Source organism: Parabacteroides sp., assembly GCF_977054455.1.
Window position 1 is genome coordinate 19052 of sequence record NZ_CDRTCT010000005.1, and the last position, 20134, is coordinate 39185.

Annotated in this window: 15 protein-coding genes; 3 read left to right on the forward strand and 12 right to left on the reverse strand. The window is 38.8% G+C overall.

The window, feature by feature from the left end; translation table 11 throughout:
- Position 1: 1 nt before the first annotated feature.
- From ACW6QF_RS03375 to ACW6QF_RS03400, 6 genes are all read right to left on the reverse strand, one after another.
- A complete protein-coding gene (locus ACW6QF_RS03375; protein ID WP_456086824.1) occupies positions 2-2203 on the reverse strand; it encodes a peptidase domain-containing ABC transporter in 2202 nt (733 codons plus the stop codon).
- Between the two features lie 8 nt (positions 2204-2211).
- Positions 2212-4491, reverse strand: a complete 2280-nt coding sequence (locus ACW6QF_RS03380; protein WP_456086825.1) for a TonB-dependent receptor — start codon at positions 4489-4491, stop codon at positions 2212-2214.
- Between the two features lie 19 nt (positions 4492-4510).
- A complete protein-coding gene (locus ACW6QF_RS03385) occupies positions 4511-5806 on the reverse strand; it encodes a radical SAM protein (protein ID WP_456086826.1) in 1296 nt (431 codons plus the stop codon).
- A 100-nt stretch (positions 5807-5906) separates the two neighbouring features.
- Complete coding sequence (locus ACW6QF_RS03390; RefSeq protein ID WP_456086827.1) at positions 5907-6161, reverse strand: hypothetical protein; 255 nt, start codon at positions 6159-6161, stop codon at positions 5907-5909.
- 40 nt (positions 6162-6201) lie between these two features.
- Positions 6202-6594, reverse strand: coding sequence for a DUF3244 domain-containing protein (locus ACW6QF_RS03395; RefSeq protein WP_456086828.1), 393 nt, complete (start codon positions 6592-6594; stop codon positions 6202-6204).
- A gap of 174 nt (positions 6595-6768) precedes the next feature.
- Positions 6769-8715 (reverse strand): tetratricopeptide repeat protein, encoded by a 1947-nt coding sequence (locus ACW6QF_RS03400; protein ID WP_456086829.1) that lies wholly within the window; start codon positions 8713-8715, stop codon positions 6769-6771.
- Between the two features lie 897 nt (positions 8716-9612).
- Between ACW6QF_RS03400 and ACW6QF_RS03405 the strand changes: the two genes are divergently transcribed.
- Positions 9613-11289: a SulP family inorganic anion transporter gene (locus ACW6QF_RS03405; protein WP_298548105.1), complete on the forward strand. Its 1677-nt coding sequence runs from the start codon at positions 9613-9615 to the stop codon at positions 11287-11289.
- Here ACW6QF_RS03405 and ACW6QF_RS03410 read toward each other — a convergent pair.
- Positions 11282-11452 carry a hypothetical protein gene (locus tag ACW6QF_RS03410; RefSeq protein ID WP_456086830.1) on the reverse strand — a complete coding sequence of 57 codons (171 nt, stop codon included), beginning with the start codon at positions 11450-11452 and terminating at the stop codon, positions 11282-11284. The genes ACW6QF_RS03405 and ACW6QF_RS03410 overlap by 8 nt on opposite strands.
- 104 nt (positions 11453-11556) lie before the next feature.
- Between ACW6QF_RS03410 and ACW6QF_RS03415 the strand changes: the two genes are divergently transcribed.
- Positions 11557-14112 (forward strand): T9SS type A sorting domain-containing protein, encoded by a 2556-nt coding sequence (locus ACW6QF_RS03415; RefSeq protein WP_456086831.1) that lies wholly within the window; start codon positions 11557-11559, stop codon positions 14110-14112.
- A 97-nt stretch (positions 14113-14209) separates the two neighbouring features.
- On the opposite strand, the gene ACW6QF_RS03420 is transcribed toward ACW6QF_RS03415, so the two are convergent.
- From ACW6QF_RS03420 to dinD, 4 genes are read right to left on the reverse strand one after another with little or no spacing between them, the layout of a single operon-like run.
- The gene (locus ACW6QF_RS03420; RefSeq protein ID WP_456086832.1) at positions 14210-14989 is read right to left on the reverse strand and encodes a radical SAM protein; all 780 of its coding nucleotides are present in this window, start codon (positions 14987-14989) and stop codon (positions 14210-14212) included.
- A 36-nt stretch (positions 14990-15025) separates the two neighbouring features.
- Positions 15026-17053 (reverse strand): helix-hairpin-helix domain-containing protein, encoded by a 2028-nt coding sequence (locus tag ACW6QF_RS03425; RefSeq protein WP_456086833.1) that lies wholly within the window; start codon positions 17051-17053, stop codon positions 15026-15028.
- Positions 17054-17065: 12 nt separating this feature from the next.
- A complete protein-coding gene (locus tag ACW6QF_RS03430; RefSeq protein WP_456086834.1) occupies positions 17066-17872 on the reverse strand; it encodes a hypothetical protein in 807 nt (268 codons plus the stop codon).
- Between the two features lie 20 nt (positions 17873-17892).
- Positions 17893-18732, reverse strand: a complete 840-nt coding sequence (gene dinD, locus ACW6QF_RS03435; protein ID WP_456086835.1) for a DNA damage-inducible protein D — start codon at positions 18730-18732, stop codon at positions 17893-17895.
- Positions 18733-18996: 264 nt separating this feature from the next.
- On the opposite strand from dinD, the gene ACW6QF_RS03440 reads away from it, so the two are divergent.
- Complete coding sequence (locus ACW6QF_RS03440; protein ID WP_298553209.1) at positions 18997-19599, forward strand: DUF4294 domain-containing protein; 603 nt, start codon at positions 18997-18999, stop codon at positions 19597-19599.
- Here the strand turns inward: ACW6QF_RS03440 and ACW6QF_RS03445 are convergent.
- The gene (locus tag ACW6QF_RS03445) at positions 19591-20121 is read right to left on the reverse strand and encodes an RNA methyltransferase (protein WP_298553211.1); all 531 of its coding nucleotides are present in this window, start codon (positions 20119-20121) and stop codon (positions 19591-19593) included. The genes ACW6QF_RS03440 and ACW6QF_RS03445 overlap by 9 nt on opposite strands.
- Positions 20122-20134: the final 13 nt, after the last annotated feature.

A 20134-nucleotide genomic window follows, 5' to 3' on the forward strand; every position in this document is an offset into this window, starting at 1 on the left:
TTTAAGTTCCTAATTCTAACTGATTCTTTACCAAATTATAATAAGTTCCTTGAGCCCCAATTAAATCAGCATGTTTTCCTATCTCAATAATTTGTCCTTTATTTAACACAATAATTTGATCAGCATTTCTGACTGTACTCAGGCGATGTGCAACAACAATAACAGTTTTACCTTTGTAAAACTTTGTCAAATTTTCCACAATAGTACGTTCATTATTAGCATCCAATGCATTAGTGGCCTCATCTAAAAATATATATTGTGGATTTTTATAAATAGCCCTTGCAATCAATATTCTCTGCTTTTGGCCTTGACTCAGTCCTATTCCGTCCTGTCCTATTAATGTATTATATTTCAAAGGAAGACGTAAGATAAAATCTTCGATATTTGCCATGCGGGCAGCATTTATTAATTTATCTTTATCTATATCGCCGTCATCTACAGCTATGTTACGTGCTATTGACTCTGAAAAGATAACGCCATCCTGCATAACAACGCCACACTGTCTGCGCCACCATTTCAAATTGTAATGGCTCAAAGGCGTTTGCCCAATAAAAACTTCGCCTCCTAATACGCGATAATATCCAAGCAACAATTTAATAATAGTAGTTTTTCCACTCCCACTGGTTCCAACAATAGCAGTCACTTTTCCTTCTGGAATCTGAAATTCTACTTGATCTAAAACTTTCTGAGGATTATGCGGATCATATTTAAAATCTACTTGATGTAACCGTAAGCTTTTATCCATACCTTGAAAAGTTGTAAAGGCATTTGGATGACTTTCTTCATTTTCCTTTTCATGTATTTCATTTATACGCTCTAAGCTTATTTTTACATCCTGCATGGAATAAATAAAACTCATCAACTGTTCTATAGGTACATTCAACTGCCCGATAATATATTGTACAGCTAACATCATACCCAAGGTCATATTACCATTAATAACTGCCGTTGCCGATAAAACTGTAATAATAATATTCTTTATTTCATTAATAAAAATACTGCCTGCTTCCTGTGTTTGTTGTAACTTAAGACTTTTCATATCAGTTTCCAGTAGCTCAACCTGTACATCTTCCCAATCCCAGCGACGACGCTGTTCACAATCTTGCAATTTAATTTCCTGCATAGAAGTCAAAAACTGGTATGTTTTATTGTTGTTTTTTGCTTGTTTTTCAAAATAAAGATAATCTATTTGTTTCCGTTTGTCCAAAAATATAGCAATCCATATCGTATAACAGATACTTCCTATAAGAAACACTCCAAATATCAATAAATTATAGCTCAACAACACAATACTAAATACAAATAAACTCAATAACGAAAACGTGACATTTAACATCTGTGTCGTCAAAAATTTTTCCACTCGGTCATGATCTCCCATTCGTTGCATCAAATCACCCAATAATTTTGTGTCAAAAAAAGACATTGGTAATTTCAACAATTTGATAAAGAAATCTGATACTAATGAAATATTAATCCGCATACTAATGTGCAATAAAATCCAACTACGGATAAAATTGACCGATGTCCGACTTATTGTCAAAATCAACTGACCTGCCAATATCAAATATATAAAATGAAGATCCCGATGCGTAATACCAATATCAACAATCGCTTGTGTCAAAAAAGGAAAAATCAATTGTAATACACAACCTATTCCAAGTCCTAATATAATCTGCCAAAAATAACGTCTATACTGTTTGAAGTAATTAAACAGAAAACCAAAAGAACGGTTTACTTTTTTTTTATCATCTTTCCTTTCAAAAAAAGAAGGTGTAGGTTGAAGAAACATAGCAATACCTTTATCCTCTCCCTTTGATAGGGAACTCAACCAATATTCCTTGAACTCATTCTCTGTATATTTTAACAATCCAATATTGGGATCGGCAACATAAAAAAAATTTTTTCTTTTTTTTCTTTTTATTTTATAAAGGACAACAAAATGACTTTGGCTCCAATACAATATGCACGGTAATGAAGCCTGTTCAAAAGCCTCAATCGTAGTTCGTCCACAAAGTGTCTGAAATCCTATCTTACCTGCTGCTTCTGAAAGCCCTTGCATAGATATACCTAACGTTGTCACAAAACAAAAATGGGACAAGCTATCCAAAGAATAATCTTTTCCATAAAAACGACAGATCATTTGAAGGCATGCAAGTCCGCATTGCATACCATCATGTTGTTTTGTAATAGGAAAATTTGACATAAGCCCAACTATTTGCGACGAACCGAAATACCTTCTTCCGTACTGTTAATAACATTACCCAACTTGATCTTCCGCTCTCTGTTTTTTCGAAACGTATAACGAATCAGGAACCAGGGATGCCAACCCTTATCAACCATTTTGACAGAAGAGAAACTTTGATAATTACCGCTATATGTATAAGTATCGGTACGTACCGGCCCTGTAAAATATTCCAAACCGACAGAAACATAAAAATTATTTGTAAAATTATAAATGACCTGCAGCAAAGAATAATCCGGAGTCCGGTATTTTGTCCGTGAAATAGCCGTATAAACTGAATTATTATAAGAAAAGTCCGCGTTAAACGTAAACTTTTTATACCAAGCCATCCCTCCGAAATTTACATAAAAACTCTTCTTACCCGTTTGTCCGGTAAAATAATCTACACGATGGCCACCTCCTCCATAAACACGCCCCCATTTAGTTCTGTAACTTAGAGATAAATCCAATATCAATGTTTGATACTTGTCGTTATTCCTGTAGCTGCTGGTATAAATGCCATTCTTGCTGTATCCATAAGGCTCTATAATATCCGTATTCAACTGGTAACTTATAGATGGAGATAAATAAAAGCCTTTTTTATCAAGTGTATATGAAAGGCTGAAATCATGCGTTTGGGAAGGCAGCAAATAAGGATTACCGACTGTAATTACCAAAGAGTCGGTAGATGTATTGTATGGATTCAACATCTCGATAGATGGCGAATTATTGGTCAATGTATATCCCATTTGCAGAGAATTGTGATCATTGAAATTGTAAGTTCCGCTAACCGAACCTCTCGGTTTAAAATAATGGTGGGAGTCATCGCCAGCCTTTAGCCAGATTCCCTCTACTCCTACAGATCCCATATAATAAAATTTGCCGATTTGGCTGCTAAAAGCTCCATATAGAAATTCGTCCCATTGACGGTGATGGAAAATAGGATAATTGCTGGAAACACGATTGACATGGTCATTGACAAAATTAGTCTGACTGCCAATATTCAAGCTGTTTGATTCTCCCCAGTTATAAGAATAATCAATGTTCAAACGGCCGGATGCCCGGTCGTTCTTAAACAGGTATCGATTATCATAAACCCAATCCGGATACGTTTCCCGTTGGTTTCCATCGTTTTCATTTTTATTTTTATTGAAAGCAAAAGTCGTTTCCAATATCTGTTCGTCCGTAAAAGTATGTTGATGATAGAGGCTTCCAGTAAATATATAGGAATCATCCTTGTTAGCTGATTTTGTCGTAAACGCTTGTTCGCGATCTGTCTGCCATATACCGTCTCCCCACATTTCAGACTCGGCTCTGTTCTTTTTTCCATAAACGTGGGCTGCGAGATAATCTTTTGGAGTTATTTCCCATTTATATAGCAATTCTCCTAAGAAGTTAAAGCCCTTATCCTTGTTTTCAGCATCAAACTGCTTGAAATAACCATCGTTTTTCTGCCAACCGTTCGATTCCGTTTTATTGCGATAAGTATATCCTCCCGCCACTCTGCTGTACAAGGAATATTTAGGATTTCCGATCTCAAAATATAGGGCACTTACACTCTTGTTTAAAGGAAAGTCATGTCGTCCCATCGTTTCAAAAAAGACATAAGGTTTTGTCTTATTCTTTAATTTGATATTTAATATCTTATGCACATTATTCCGAAGATAACGGGCTCCTACGACATCAACGACTTCCACCGATTCGATCTCTTTGGGGTCGATAGGTGCTATTCCGGTATTGACCATTTTTCCGTTAATCAGGATCAAAGGCGATTGTCCATTATTCATCGTGACGGATTGAGTCGCGACATTCACACTCAATTGTGGAATTTCCTTTAATGCCTGAAAAGGATTGCCACTGTTTTTTGCTTGTTCAGACAAGCGATAGATAGAACCTGTAGCTGTTCTCTTAATCCGGTCGCTGGCAGATGCAGTTACGACAACGCTGTCCAACGTGAAACTCATTTCCCTCATTAGGCCAAGTTGAACCTTCATATCCTGTCGAATCTCATATTCAGTTTCTAAAAGCGTGTATCCCGGATGCTCGATATGTAAAAGATATTTACCTTGCGACAGATTTTTGATAGAAAATTTACCCTTGGTGTTTGTCATGTCCATAGCGGTCAGTGTATCATTTACAAACAGTATGACTTGTACACCGGAAAGTGCTACTTTGTCATTCTCGTCCAACACAGATCCTGAAAAATCATATTGAGCCCGTCCTACCAGCGCACTCAAAAGAAAAATCAAACATAACCAAAGTTTTTTCATATCGTATGATTTTATTATTTCACATCTTATATAGTTCGTTTTGCAAAAGATGATACTTAAAAGAATATATCAAATACTCCTGAGTGTTCATATTGATGGCATCAAATGTACACATTTTTTCATTTGGATGTGCTAATATCTGTTTACTACATATACCAAAACATACAGGATACCATTTACATAGTTTGCAAGTTTCAGGTTGTTCGTCTTTCATCCATAAAGCTATTTTATTTAAGTTCCACTGAATATTTCCTGTTTCAAATTCCAATTGTCCCAATGAATTGGTATCATCAAAATCTGATATTGTTGTACATTTAAATATCTTTCCATCATAATTAAACAAAGTTTCTCTATGTCTTTGAGCAAAACATACACATCCTTTAGGCATAATATAATAATCTAAAAGAAATTTTTTGTCAAAAAATTTCTGGATTGCTTCGTGTAATAATGGAACATTAACTTTATCAGTTGATATTTGCCATACTTTTTTTAATATTACATAACAAGTCTTTCTGTCTAAAAAATCTATATCGGATATAATTTCATCTATCTTTTCAAGTGTTCGATTATCAAAATTTATTCGCACAGCCAACCAATGTTTAGGAATTTCTGAATCTATTAATCTAAGAATATCTATTACTTTTTGGTATGTATCACCCGGATTATATTTATCTTTTTTTATTTTATTATGGACCACTCTATCACCATCCAAAGTAATTTGAAAATGACATTCAAAATCTTTCAAAAATTTTACATGTTCGGAGGTTATTAATGTAGCATTAGTCGTAAAATCTGCTATTAATTCAATATTTTTTTCTTTACAAAAAATTTTCGTAAAGGATAACAGCTCTCTAATTTTTTCAAACTCTATAAATGGTTCTCCTCCGAAAAATGAAAACTTTAGTGTTTTATAAGATAAGCAGGAATACTCTAACTCTATATTATTTTTTATAGCTTCAACAACTTCTCTTTTTAATTTACTACCAGATATACGATTCTCATAGCAATACCAACAATTCAAATTACAATCCAAAGTTGTATTAACTACAATCTGATACATAGATGAATCAAACATTTTTTGTTTGATTATATAATTAGCAATTTCGTATCCGTTAAAAGAATCTTCAACAATAAAATGATTATCAACCAATTCTTTATAAAAATCATCATCTTTCTTTTTTATTTCTTGGCAGTCTAATTCAAATAGATCATGTTTCTTTTTATTCAATAGCATGAACTTATTACTGAACGTATTATAATGCAAATAAATCTGATTCTCTAATTCAGTACAAAATTGATAATATGTTTTTTTCATGTCTAATATTATATTTGTTTTAATTAATAATCATCAAAATAAGGGTAGTCTTAATTTTATCATTTCATGCAAACATATTAGACTACCCTTACTTATCAATCTAACCTAATGCAGGACCCGGTGGAGGTGGAGGTGTCGGTTGACATGCTCCACTACCATTATTTGTTCCACCACATCTACCGTCATGATTATTAGTACCACTACACTTTCCAGTACCATTATTAGTACCACTACAAGTACCACTACCATTATTGGGAGAAGCAAAAACAATATAACCTCCTCCATTCACAGTAAGTAGTTCTTCAACTTCTAATCTTTCAACCAAGTCAATTGGTAAAGTCATTAAACTATTCATACTCTTAAATTTTTAGTTAAACAATTTGTATAATACATTTTTATATTGAAAAGTCCCCATAAAGATATCCGCCCCACTGATTTCTCAGCTTGAGCGTATAGTTAGCCTCTTCCCAACCTGTAACAGATATTTCGATATTAGTTGTCTGAGCAGCAGGAACGTTTTGTTCGTAAACAATAATTTTATTTTTTACGATAGTGATAGTAATGTCGGAACGGAGGGTCGAACATTGGATAAATAAAAGATCACCTGTAATATAAGCGGAAAGAGGAGTAGAGGGTGAAATACTTCTTGAACCTTCAAACCAGTTACCATCTAAAACAATTTTAGCCCCGGATTTATCCGCATACACTAAAAATCCGATAGACATACTCAAAACTAATGTTACCATCACACGTGTGGTCCATGCCATAATTTCTTTGTCTGTTTTCATAATACCTTCAATTTTTAATGACTGATTCGTGTTACAAAGTTATTCGCATAGACTATGTGAAACAAGCAAAAGACCTGTACAACAGGTGGACACATATACATAAAAACAGACACATAATATATTATTAACCAATATATTACTTTTTTTGGCAACTAAAAAAAGTGGACATTCACTTCAATACCCCTGTAACCACATATCTAACGATTCATTTTCTGCTAAATCCAATCCCATCCGCTCTTTCATCCGCTGTTTACGCTTCGTCACAGAAGCTGGGGAAATTCCTGTTAAGGTAGCAATCGTACTATTATTCAGATGAAGTTTTATCAGGCAACAGATTTGAAGATCGCTTTCAGTCAAAGATGAGAACTGTTCGCGTAAACGGACTGTATAATTATCATGCAAGAGATCAACCGCTTCAATAATACCTTCCCATTCAACTTGCATTTTGATATATTTTGGAGATAAACGAAGTTCTTTCAATATGGTTGTTCGTTTTATCAATTGGTCACATAAGAACTTTTCTCTATTCCGCAAACGAATATTTTCATCCGTGAGTTTCTTATAATCTTCAAGTTCACTGTCTTTTTGTTGTAACGATTGTGTGAACTTATCGATATTTTCCTGCAATGACTTATTGGCTTCCTGCAAACTATTGTTCCGGTTGTGCAGACTTTCTATTTCAGACGATTGTTCCTTAATCGAATCTTCCAAACCTGTATGATTAGATATTTCATCGGATAATTCTTTTATGCGTACCTCATTTTTACGAATTGTCAAATCATTTTCATTTAGCTGCTTAGTATATTGACGTAATAAATCCTTATCTTCTTGAATCGTGCGCTCCCTTGTCAACAAACGCCGTTGATAGATATAAACAAGTACCACCATAGCCAAAAGCAATAAAGACAAGATAAAAAGGCTACTCTTCAACAGTTGGCTTTTTTCCAACTCCAAAGTAATCTTTTCGTTTTTCAATTTTTCATGATCATATTTTGCTTGAATTTCAGCAACCATATGACTACGGTTGATCTGATCTACAGAGTCACGGCATTGCCAATAATTTTCATTATACTTGATTGCCTTTTCATAGTTATGCACGTCCCTGTGCATTAAATATAAATATTGATAAGCGCTCCTCTTTGTATACATATTATCTGTAACAAGCACTTTATTTAAATAGAAAGATGCAGAATCATATTTTCCTATAGATTTATATGCATTACCTAATACTAAGCAAACTTGCGGAAATGTTCTTTTATTATATAATTTTTCATTTTCAACTCTTTTTAAACAAACAAGAGCCATTTCATATTTTCCTATGGCTTGATAAATACCTCCCAATTCACTTAAAGCTGTCCCCAAACTCTTTTTATCATTTGCTTGTACAGAAATATTGATTGATTGATTATATGATGATATTGATTTATCCCATTGTTCCATATTTCCATATATTCTTGCTAAATAGATTAAAGAAAAAGCAATATAAAAGCTATCCTGCGATTGTTCTGCCAATTCATATGCTTCCTGAAAAGCCAATAATCCTTCCTGATTAAGACCCCGATAAGCATAAATCATCCCCAAATTAGAATTTATCAAATATCCTAACCGGTAATCTTCCGTCTTCTTCACCTCATCAGCCGCACGCAAATAAAACTCCGTTGCCTTCTCAACCTCACCCAAATCTTCATTTACACGACCTTCATAATTCAACACCAAAGCCCGACGATTCGGATCTTCTTGTTTCATAAAGTAATCGTAAGCCACATTCACCAAAGAATCAGATCTATGTTTTATGTAATTTTTATCTCGCGCTTGCACCAGTAACAAACTCCAGGTTGCATTCTGCAATTTATCGGAGGATGAAGGAGGACTCATATTTTCCAACAACAATAACGCACTGTCAGGATGGTTATACATCAAAGATTCTGCGCGGGTCAATTCAGGCAAAATTTCTGCTGTCTGGCGGTTGGTACAAGCCAACAGATAAACCAAAAACAACAGCAATAATATATTTAAGGCGTTTTTCATGTATATAGACTTTGTTTGCAAATATAACAAATTTTCAATGAATACATCCGAATCCATTTCAGAAGATTCTGTTTCGAACGTTTTTGCTGACATACATATTTCTGTTTTCAAATCTTTCAGGCGAAAGATTATCTATTTTCAGAGCTCTTCCCCAAATCATCTAAATGATTTTTAAAATGATCCGGATGTTTTTCCAAAAACATTTAGATATTTCAGGCAAACCAACGGGATGAATCCGGAAAATCATTTAGATGATTTTTCCGGAAGAGCCAAAACAAAGGAAAAAAGGGAGTACGAAAGAGTTGAAAAAGGCATTTAAAAGCTATTTTAACACCTCACAAGTCTGATCAGAAAGGTATTTGGCGATTGACATTTTGACGGGAATATAGCCTTCCGATCGACACTACAATCTGTTTTTCGACCATCATTCCGCTTTTCAGCCTGCCAAAAATAGATATCGAAGCAATTCCGAAAACAAAATGACAATCGTATCTTCCGTTTCCTTAGCTTATTTGTAATCACTCCGGCCACAGACACATACAGGCAAACCTGAAGATAGCTAATCCGACATTTTGTCAATATCTGACATACGTCACACAATCTCCCAACCATCCATACTCCGGGTTCGGGAATCGAAATTTATTCCGATTCTAATCAACTTGCGTCCATCGTCTTCACTCCTTCTTGTCTTATTGTCTATTTTTACAAAATACCCGTTGGTCCAAATCGAAATACTACCCCATAAAAATGAGATTTCTATCCCATATTTTTCGATTTTCTATTGCGGGTAATATTTATTAATAATCTTATATATATTATAACACTGATTATCAACAAGATAAAAAAACGTCTCTTTTGAGGGGGTTATTGTTGTTTTTTTAAAATAAAAGCCGAACATATACAGAGTTACTCTGTTTTCTATTTAAGAATATATTATACAATCTACTTTTTTTGTACCTTTGCAGCATTTTTTAATAATCAGGCAGAAAGATGAAGAATAAGTTTGATTTTCAGCCCAAGCTGGTATCGGCGCTGAAAAACTACTCGAAGGAGAAATTTATGACCGACCTGATGGCCGGTATTATTGTCGGGATCGTGGCGTTGCCACTGGCTATTGCTTTCGGTATCGCTTCGGGAGTAAGCCCGGAAAAGGGATTGATCACAGCCATTATCGGCGGGTTCATCGTATCGCTATTAGGCGGTAACAACGTGCAGATCGGAGGACCGACAGGTGCGTTTATCGTAATCGTATATGGCATTATCCAGAATTTCGGGATCGAAGGGCTGGCCATCGCCACCGTGGTCGCGGGTATTATCTTAGTGATCATGGGGGCATTGAAATTAGGGACGGTTATCAAGTTTATCCCCTACCCGATTGTCGTCGGTTTCACCAGCGGTATCGCCCTGACGATTTTTACCACACAGATGAAAGACCTTTTCGGCTTGACGATGGATAAGGTTCCGGCGGATTTTATCTCCAAATGGATCGCCTATTTCGAACATTTCGACACGGTGAACCTATGGTCGCTATTGATCGGACTCGCCAGTATCGTGATCATCGCCGTCACACCGAAGTTTTCGAAGAAAATCCCCGGTTCGCTGATCGCTATTATCCTGATGACAGTCGTTGTCTATGTCATGCGTTATCATTTGGGGATCACGGGGATCGAAACGATCGGAGACCGTTTCACCATCAACGCCTCCCTGCCCGGACCGGAAGCTATCAGCTTCAATATGGAGACGATCAACCTCTTGCTTCCTTCCGCCTTTACTATCGCAATGTTAGGAGCGATCGAATCGTTGCTCTCCGCTACGGTGGCCGACGGTGTCACGGGCGACAAGCATAACTCCAACACCGAACTGATCGCACAGGGGGCTGCCAACATCATCGTGCCGATCTTCGGCGGTATTCCTGTGACCGGAGCGATTGCCCGTACGATGACCAATATCAACAACGGCGGACGTACACCAGTGGCCGGCATCATCCATGCGATCGTGTTGCTGCTGATTTTGCTCTTTTTAGGCCCGTTGACCAAACATATCCCGATGGCTTGCCTGGCGGGTGTGTTGATTATCGTTTCTTATAATATGAGCGAGTGGCGTACGTTCCGTTCGCTGATGAAGAATCCGAAAAGCGACGTGTCGGTATTGCTGGTGACTTTCTTCCTGACGGTGATCTTCGACTTGACGATCGCGATCGAAGTCGGATTGCTTATCGCCATGTTCCTCTTTATGAAACGTGTGGCCGAAACGACTCATGTGTCGGTAGTAAAAGACGAGATCGACCTTTCGGACGATGGTGAAATCCACCATGACGAGGAAGTCCTTTCCCTCCCTAAAGGTGTGGAAGTATATGAAATCGACGGCCCGTTCTTCTTCGGGGTGGCCAGCAAGTTCGACGATATCATGCACAATATGGGCGACAAACCGAAGATCCGTATCATCCGCATGCGCAAGGTCCCCTTTATGGACTCGACCGGATTGCATAACCTGGAGAACCTCTTCCGCATGTCACAAGCCGAACATATCCACATGATCCTTTCGGGTGTGAACGAGCATGTACGCCGCGTACTTGTCAAATCGGGTTTCGACAAAAAGATCGGAACGGAAAATATTTGCAGCAATATAAACGAAGCTGTGGCAAAAGCACGCGAAGCGACTACATAAACACGATGTGAAGGAAACGGTCGCCCGATTTATATTTATCCTGCTTTGCTTCAAATATGAATTCTTTAGCGATCGTTTCCGCATCTTCAAAACTAAATCCATTTTCCGGCTGGCTCCAATACCAAAGCTGCGGTACGTTCTGTTTGCTATTCGGTGATTCCATTGTTTTATACATTTACTTTATTCAGTAGACACAGAATTTGAAAAAACCCCTATCCGAATCAGAAATAAATATTACATTTGTCACCACATTAAAGAATAAAACCTATGAACAAGAAGGTTCTCTTTCCGCTGATAAGCCTGCTCCTGTTACTGGCAGGAACGACTTTTCCTGAATCCGTTTACGCACAAATCAGCGAAGGTGGAACACCCGCCTCCTTCAAGTATCAAAACACACTGAAAAGCGATCTGCCAACCGTCCGGATTCCCATCGACTTCAGCGTCGAAGACCTGAAAACAGTCGACAGATGGCAGGTCAGCCAGGGGGCGCCGCTGAAAGTTTCCAAACTCATACAGACCGATTTAAGCATAGACAATGCGGGAAACTGGATAACATTGCCCGGAGGTGAAAAGATATGGCAATTACGTTTACAAGCCAAAAATGCAATCGCATTAATGCTTTATTATAAAGAGTTCTATATCCCGGAAGGAGGACGTTTATTCATTTACAATGCTGATAAGTCGCATGTAATCGGCGCTTTTACACACGCAAACTCCGTTACGTCAAAATTTGCAACCGAATTTGTGGCCGGTGACGATATCATCCTTGAATATGAAGCAGCTGCAAGCGGTGAAAAACCGCGTATCTATATCGATGAAGTAGGTTACGGGTACAATCATTTGTTTGTTTCCAACCGCTTCAAAGATACCGAAGAGGAGCTTTCGGGTCCCTGCATGGTAAATATAAACTGTGAAGAGGGAGACGAATGGCAAAACCAAGGAAAAGGAGTCTGCCGGATGATTGAAAAAATAGGAAACTATGCCTTTCTGTGCAGCGGTTCGTTAGTCAACAATACGGCCAAAGACAAAAAACCTTATATACTTTCAGCTTTTCATTGTACGGAAGACCTGGAACACAATACGTCGACCAGCAAAGACGATTACAATCAATGGTTATTCTATTTCCATTTTGAACATTCAGGATGCGACAATACATCTCCCATTCAGAATTATAAGACAATGGTCGGATGTTCGAAAGTTGTTTCCATACCGATAGAAAAAGGATCAGACGGCTTATTGTTATTGCTAAACAAAAATATTCCGGAAAGCTATGACGTTTACTTCAACGGATGGGATCGGACCAATAGCATGAGCTTGTCCGGAGTAGGAATCCATCACCCAGGTGGAGATTATAAGAAAATATCCACGTATGGCAATCATTTGCCTTCAAGCGCCACTTGGAAAAATTCCGATAGCGATGAAACAGGAACGGCAAATGCACACTGGAATATCATATTCGACGAAACGCCAAACGGGCACAGTGTCACGGAAGGCGGTTCGTCCGGTTCACCCGTATTCAATCAAAATAAACTGATAATCGGAACATTAAGCGGAGGAAATTCGAGTTGTGAAGATCCGGAAGGCATAAACCTCTATGGCAAATTATTTTATCACTGGAACAAATACAGCCAAGCCGATACCGGACGCATGGACAAATGGTTAGACCCTACCGGATCAGGAGTGACTTTACTTAACGGGATGTCGCAATCAGGCAAAGAGTATAACACCTCATTGCAAAAACCAACCGAAGTAAAAGCGGCACTTAGTCCTGACAATACTATAAAAATAAGCTGGAAAGCACCTGTATACAAACAAATAATCGGCTGGGGAAGCCAGGATGTCACCTATATGATCGGACTTGAAGGTGAACCTTTCTATGCAGGACAAAGATGGGAAGCAAAGGAATTAGAAGCAATCGATACTAAAACCATTACTTCCGTAAACTTCTTTCCTGAAGCGAATGTCGAGTATTCCGTATACATCGTGCAAGGAGACCGGACATACGAACAAGACGTGACATCTTATGATCCGTATGAAATATACTCAGTCCCTTTAAAAACTCCGTTTACAATCGATGCAAATGAAGATTTAATTGTTGCCTTTCATGTTAAAAAATATAATAAGACAACTTATCCTGTTTATTTGGATGAAGGACCGGCAATCGATCAAAAAGGAAATTTAATTTCTATGGATGGCAAAACCTGGGAACTTTTGCAGGATGATATCGATTGTAACATTGTTTTATCGGCAATCGTCAGTTCCGAAGAAGGAAAGGTAACCCAACTCCGGAGCTTAGGTACAGACAGTAAACCAATTGCAATCAAGAAATCGACACATTCTTTTGATATCCGAGAGTCTCAATTGAAATCTTTAGTTCAGGAAGGTAATTCAATTACTGCGTTTCCTGAAATCACCCAATATAATATCTACAAAAATAATACTAAGCTCGCATCTGTAGCTCCTACCGAAAGAGAATATACGGACAAACAAACCTCCGTTATTGATAACATATATGGAGTATCGGCCCAATATGGCGTAGAAGAGAGTGATATAAAAGATATTGTCTATGATGCAAGCGTAGATATTGAAAATATAGCTCTTTCTGAAATATCGCTCACTCCTACCGTATTCAAGGAACAAATACAATTGACAAGCAATAAACCGGTTAATTTACTGGAAGTATTTTCTATCGATGGTAAAAAATTCATGCATCTGAAATATCCGGGAAATATCATTAAAACCGGTTCCCTTCCCTCCGGTATTTACTTCTTCCGTCTTCATACGGACGGCGAGATAAAGGTGATTAAGGGATTTAAAAATTAAAAATGGAAAATTGAGAATTAAAAAATGGAAGACTATAGGATATTGCAATATCTTTCAATCTTCCATTTTTTAATTCTTAATTTTTAATTCTTAATTTTCACGCCGATACCGTCACCTCAAACCCTTCCCGACGTGCACGGTCGGCAATTGCTTCCAGTTCGTCTTTTGTCACCTTCTTCAGGTTCTTTACGGGCGTTTCGCGATCTATTGTATAGATCATGACCTGTTTAGGCTTGATTTGCTTCAGAGCCTCCAGCCAGCCGGATATTTCGGATTCGGTCGTGTTCGCCACGCTTTTGCCATCAACCTCTCCTTTCAGGAACATGGTTTGGATAATCAGATTGCCATTGAAACGGCAAAGCTGTTCCAGCAATCGGTCGAAAGTAAAGGACGGGGAATTCGGCACATTCAGTTGCCCGATGCGACTGTCCGATACGGAATCGAGCTTCAATATATTATCTTCAATCTTATTCAATGCCAGGAAAACATCCTCCTTATGAAGCATGGTCGAATTGGAAAGGACAGCAATCTTTGCTTTCGGGAAAAAGCGGTTACGGGTCTCGATCGTATCGTCGATGATACCGGCAAATTCCGGGTGCATGGTAGGTTCGCCATTCCCGGCAAAAGTGATTACATCAGGAGCGATACCCTCCGCCTGCATGGAAGACAATTTATCGATCAGAGCTTCCTTTACCTCCGCACGGGTCGGCAGTTTACTACGCGTACGACGGTTCTCATTCAGTCCGCATTCACAATAGATGCAGTTGAACGAACAAAGTTTCCCGTCTGTGGGAAGCAGGTTCATACCCAAAGAAACACCTAACCGACGGCTATGGACCGGCCCGAATACTATTTTATCAAAAAGAATTGTAGACATAATAATTTATATTTGAATGCAAAGCTACAAAAGTTATCAGAATTTCCAGCGCAACAATGTATATACATCTGTTTTGATATGCCCTTCGATCTCTTCCAAGTCGGTGCCGATCACATCGCGATCAGCATAATACGTGTATCCGAATTTAGCGGAAAGTGAAAGTCGCTTCACGATATCCCACCGGAAAGAAAGTGCCAGCCGGACTCCTTTTCCGTAAAAGGAAGGCATATTGAAGGCATATAAGATATTCTTTTCATAAGAGGATATCCGGGTCTGATAATTATCCGTATGAAAGCCTGCCACATAAAAATCTGTCTGAACAGGGATATCAACCGGTTTCCAACCTACGCCCTGGGCAATCATCCACCCCCTGCTCTTTTCGTTTGCTTCCGCATAACAAATGCCGTCTGCGGATGTCCGCAACGAGACGGACGAAGAAACCGCATACAATACTTGCATCCGCAAACGCTGTTGACGGTAGGGTTCTATATCTTCCTTTTGTTTGTGTTTATAACGGACGTACACGGATAGGTTCCGGCTCGGTGTATAATCGAGCTGAAGCATATATTCCTTTCCCGTCGACGGCGCATCCACTCCATATCTCAGCCAAGGAAACCGGAATACATCCGCATACGCGGACAACTTCCAGCGGACAAAAGGCGTCCATTGCATTCCCATATACACTCCCTGTTCATTCCGGACAGCCGAGTTTTGTGAAAAAGCATTCCCGAAAAAAGCCTGATAGCGTTTATCATAATAACGATACAATAACAACAGGGAAAAATAAGAAGCAGGCGTCAGCTGCAAGGCATTCAGGGAGGCAACCGCCCCATTCCGGCTTAAAGCCGTTTCGCCGTAAAACTTGATCAACTTATTTTTCAACAGATAATCCACACTGACATTCCAATTCCGGTTACCGCGAAAATAGAAAAGGTTGTAAGGTTTCGGATCAGGCTGTATCGAATCGTTTCCAAAGGAATAGGAGAGGGCGGTCAGGCCGATACATAAATCGGGTGTTGCATATCGTATGTTCCCGCCATATGTCCGCATGGAAACGTCACGCATTTTCTCCCTGTCCCGCACCAGACGATGCAAACCGTCCGTTTTGAACGAAGTAACGATCGTGCTGTCCACACTTCCATCCAACTTCCGATACGAATAGAACAGGCTGATATCTAACTTTTTCCAGTTGACGGTAGCAGCCGCTCCCCGGAAGAAGTCGTTTTCATTGGTTGAAAAATGACGACGGAATCCGTTCGTCCTTCTTTCCGCTTGCGAGACAAGGGCATTCCGGCCGGGAGAAAAATCATTGCTGATCACCAGACCTTGCCCGAAAGATATTTTATAATCGCCTATGGCAAGACTTTTCAACCATTTATTCATCTCTTTCAGAAAGAGGTGTACCGAATAGTAGTCATACCCTTTATGATATTCATTCCAGAAAGGTTCTCCCGCATCTTTTTCTGCGACCAGACCGAACCGGATACGTTCATCGAATGCATACGAATAACGAACAGAATGATAAAACGGCTCTCCCAAATACTTCCGATTCGGATATTGCTGTAGTACACTGTCAGGATATGAACAATAGCCTTTCTTTTGTTGAAAACATCTGTCACATCTGATTTGAAGGCTATTAGAACCTCGTTTCAACAAGTTTTTCACTCTAATAGGACGTTTATCAACTATTATTTCACCGATATAAACAAACGGGACAAGCAAGGAAATCGTCTCCAAATCGAACGCTTCGACATTTTTAAGTTCATAAAGAGTCAACATTTTTCCATAGCGCAAACGATATGCCAACAGTTCCCGTATCTGTAGATCGGATAGGAAAGGGAGACGTTTCAATTGTCCCTCCGTCACTGTATTGAGTTCGAAAGGGTGTTCTACAAGGTAGGAAAGATCGGTATAAAGTGCTTCAATACGCTCTTCATCTTCCGTTTCCGAAGCCATTTCTTCTATATATTCCATCCACTTATCAACAGAATATAATGTCTGGCTTTTAAGTTGATAACTGCTTATTAACAAGCATACCAACAGGTTTATAAACATTCGTTTCATAGTCAAGCCTGATTAAAAGGAATAACTTAAACCCAGTCCGGTACTGACTCCCAAAACCGGATGATAAACTGTCGCGACATCTACTGTAAATCCAACCAGACGGTATCCGATACCCAAAGTGGGCAGGAGAGGAGTGGTCTGTACTCCCGCCCGTATACGAAAGTTTCCGAACGGAGCATATTCAATGCCCGCATTTCCTGTCAATACATGCGTTTTATTGCTTTCAACGGTTCCTGCTATCAACAACCCGTTAATAACCTCCCATTGAAAACCTATTTGTACGAAATAACCGGTAAAACATTTTATTTCAGCAGTATATTTATGAATGGCAATAGAAGGAAAATCCATTATCAACATTCCAATCAACAGTTTGTCAACGGGAGCAAACAAGATTCCGACATCTGTGGAAAGTTGCTTCGGTACTTCTTCCCACAAGTCGGTCTGTAACATCTTATATTGGAAACCAATGCCGATCCTCCACCGGTCATTCAACCGTTTCCCGACCGACAACCGAAAAAGAGTTTCCCTATACTGATCGTATCCGAAAGAAGAGATATCAACACCTGCCGACAACAACGGATTAGGGTAGACAAAACCAATCCCCACCGTTCCCAGTTCTTTTACACCATAGCGATTAAAGTATTCTAAATGAATAATTTTATCAGTATGCAAAGCCACCAATGCCGGATTAAACAAAACAGATTGCGTAACCCCGTTTCCTCCCATTCCCAAACTACGGATATCGGGAATACGGAAGTTATCAACAGCATGAATGTTGATAGATACAAAAAACAAAACGAACAAATTTATTGATTTCATAATAAGGTTTGTTTAAATCGTCAACTTTCAGGATTATTTTTTTTCAAAACTTTCTTATCCTCATTTTCTATTCTCTTCCGGACTTTCTTCACATCTTCATCAGGAGATAACTGTTCAGGACGAATCCCTCTTTTCAGCAACATATCCCGAACCGCCGAATTATTATCAACATGCTCCTTTTCAATAGGAGATTGCCCGTATAAATCTTTTGTTTGTACATTGATATTTGTCATTTCAGCAGCCAAATCTTTAGCTTTGATACTTACAGTCGGAAGGAAATCGGCAACCGGACGTCCGGAAGGAACTCCCATTTTCTTTTTCAACATCTGTGTGTTCATATTGAATAGAGCCTGGTCACCTTTTGAACGGATAACGGCAAAACCTTTACTATCAATTCCCCGTTCATATAATATACCGGACAGTTGTTTTTCTGTTTTACTCAGTTTTTCACGCGCTTTTACACGTTCATAATCCAAAAGGCGTTGTTCAATGATCTCAGCCTTACGCGTTTGTACGGCAAAATAAGTTTGGGCGAAAGCTATCTGAGGCTTTCTACTATCCCCATTTTGGGCTATTAAATAGCATGCATAACGTGTTAATAGAATGTCATCTATTTGTTTTTCAACTCCATACCCTATAGAAACCATTTTCCCGACGTCGGGAAAATGGTTTTGTATTTCTTCTCCTGCATGTTTACATGCTTCTTTTGCTTTCACTACTACATTGTTAATAAAGTTATCCCACTTTGCATAGCCCAGCAATGGTTGCAACTCTCTGGCACTCCAACATTCTATGCCTTCTACAACATTTGCAGCAGCTTCAAACTTATCCAATAAGTCCTTGATTTCTTCTTTTTTCATAATACAAGTTTTTTGAATGATTATTATTTATGGACTATATATTCAGGATTGATAAATATGGGAAGATAACAGTATGTTTCATAGTCTGTTGATTTTAGTTGTTTATATTGTCACAAAGGTAATGATTTATATAATCCCTGCAACACATTAACAACTTATTTACAACACATCCCTTTATTTTCTATAATCGGAGCTATCACACCGATTAGTCAAATTCTGTAAAACCGGCAGATGCTATTCGTAAATCGATTACTTTTGTGAACGATGTTGAGAGGCAAGTATAAAATATTGATAATATTCATGTTGTGCGCGGTAGGAGCCCATGCACAAAAATTGAAGATCAATACCGTTCCAGAAGGATTACAAAAAGCTTATCTGGATGGAAAGGATACGGTGCCTGTTGTTAATTTACGGGAAATATTTATTTACCCTCCGGTAAAGTTTAAGAATAAACGAGAACAAGCCCGATACAACAAGTTAGTTCGCGATGTGAAGCGCACGTTGCCGTATGCCAAAATGGTTTATGAAACACTGATCGAAACCTATGAATATATGGAGACGCTCCCCGACGAAAAGTCCCGTCAGGCACATTTGAAACGGATGGAGAAAGAACTCTTCCAGGAATATAAACCGCAGTTGAAAAAACTGACCTTCTCACAAGGCAAACTGCTTATCAAACTGATTGACAGAGAATGTAACCAATCGAGCTATAACCTGTTGAAAGCCTATTTAGGCAGTTTCCGGGCAGGCTTCTGGAACCTGTTTGCCGGCATGTTCGGCGCCAGCCTGAAAACCGAATATGATCCCAAAGGAAAAGACGCCATGACGGAACGGGTGGTCGTACTTGTCGAAAACGGGTTAATCTGACAACTGCTTGAAGAAATCCCAGATAATGATACCGGTAGTCACCGATACATTCAGAGAATGCTTAGTCCCGTATTGCGGTATTTCAATGCACATATCACAGTTATCAACGACACATTGTTGAACACCTTTCACTTCGTTTCCCATAATAACGGCATACTTTTTATTCTTGTCCAACAACAACTTGTCCAACATCGTACTGCCTTCGGCCTGCTCAACCGCACAGACGGTATATCCTTGTTGCTTCAGTTTATCAACAGCTTCCATCGTATCTTCGAAATACTTCCAGTCGACAGTCTCTTCCGCCCCCAAAGCCGTCTTGTGGATCTCGGCATGAGGCGGACAAGCCGTGATACCGCACAGATAAATACTCTCCACCCTGAAAGCATCAGACGTACGAAACACGGATCCCACATTGTTCAAGCTTCTTACATGGTCGAGCACAACGACCAACGGAATTTTTTTACTATCTTTGAATGCTTCCGGAGTCAGGCGGTTCAGCTCTGTTATCTTTAACTTGCGCATAGCTATCATTTCT

What these genes read in the sequence shown, in the direction of transcription:
- ACW6QF_RS03375 (WP_456086824.1), bottom strand. Translation starts at nt 2,203, where the DNA reads ATGTCAAATTTTCCTATTACAAAACAACATGATGGTATGCAATGCGGA.
- ACW6QF_RS03385 (WP_456086826.1), bottom strand. Translation starts at nt 5,806, where the DNA reads ATGAAAAAAACATATTATCAATTTTGTACTGAATTAGAGAATCAGATT.
- ACW6QF_RS03445 (WP_298553211.1), bottom strand. Translation starts at nt 20,121, where the DNA reads ATGCGCAAGTTAAAGATAACAGAGCTGAACCGCCTGACTCCGGAAGCA.
- ACW6QF_RS03380 (WP_456086825.1), bottom strand. Translation starts at nt 4,491, where the DNA reads ATGAAAAAACTTTGGTTATGTTTGATTTTTCTTTTGAGTGCGCTGGTA.
- ACW6QF_RS03430 (WP_456086834.1), bottom strand. Translation starts at nt 17,872, where the DNA reads ATGAAATCAATAAATTTGTTCGTTTTGTTTTTTGTATCTATCAACATT.
- dinD (WP_456086835.1), bottom strand. Translation starts at nt 18,732, where the DNA reads ATGAAAAAAGAAGAAATCAAGGACTTATTGGATAAGTTTGAAGCTGCT.
- ACW6QF_RS03405 (WP_298548105.1), top strand. Translation starts at nt 9,613, where the DNA reads ATGAAGAATAAGTTTGATTTTCAGCCCAAGCTGGTATCGGCGCTGAAA.
- ACW6QF_RS03395 (WP_456086828.1), bottom strand. Translation starts at nt 6,594, where the DNA reads ATGAAAACAGACAAAGAAATTATGGCATGGACCACACGTGTGATGGTA.
- ACW6QF_RS03420 (WP_456086832.1), bottom strand. Translation starts at nt 14,989, where the DNA reads ATGTCTACAATTCTTTTTGATAAAATAGTATTCGGGCCGGTCCATAGC.
- ACW6QF_RS03410 (WP_456086830.1), bottom strand. Translation starts at nt 11,452, where the DNA reads ATGGAATCACCGAATAGCAAACAGAACGTACCGCAGCTTTGGTATTGG.
- ACW6QF_RS03425 (WP_456086833.1), bottom strand. Translation starts at nt 17,053, where the DNA reads ATGAAACGAATGTTTATAAACCTGTTGGTATGCTTGTTAATAAGCAGT.
- ACW6QF_RS03440 (WP_298553209.1), top strand. Translation starts at nt 18,997, where the DNA reads ATGTTGAGAGGCAAGTATAAAATATTGATAATATTCATGTTGTGCGCG.
- ACW6QF_RS03400 (WP_456086829.1), bottom strand. Translation starts at nt 8,715, where the DNA reads ATGTCAGCAAAAACGTTCGAAACAGAATCTTCTGAAATGGATTCGGAT.
- ACW6QF_RS03415 (WP_456086831.1), top strand. Translation starts at nt 11,557, where the DNA reads ATGAACAAGAAGGTTCTCTTTCCGCTGATAAGCCTGCTCCTGTTACTG.
- ACW6QF_RS03390 (WP_456086827.1), bottom strand. Translation starts at nt 6,161, where the DNA reads ATGAATAGTTTAATGACTTTACCAATTGACTTGGTTGAAAGATTAGAA.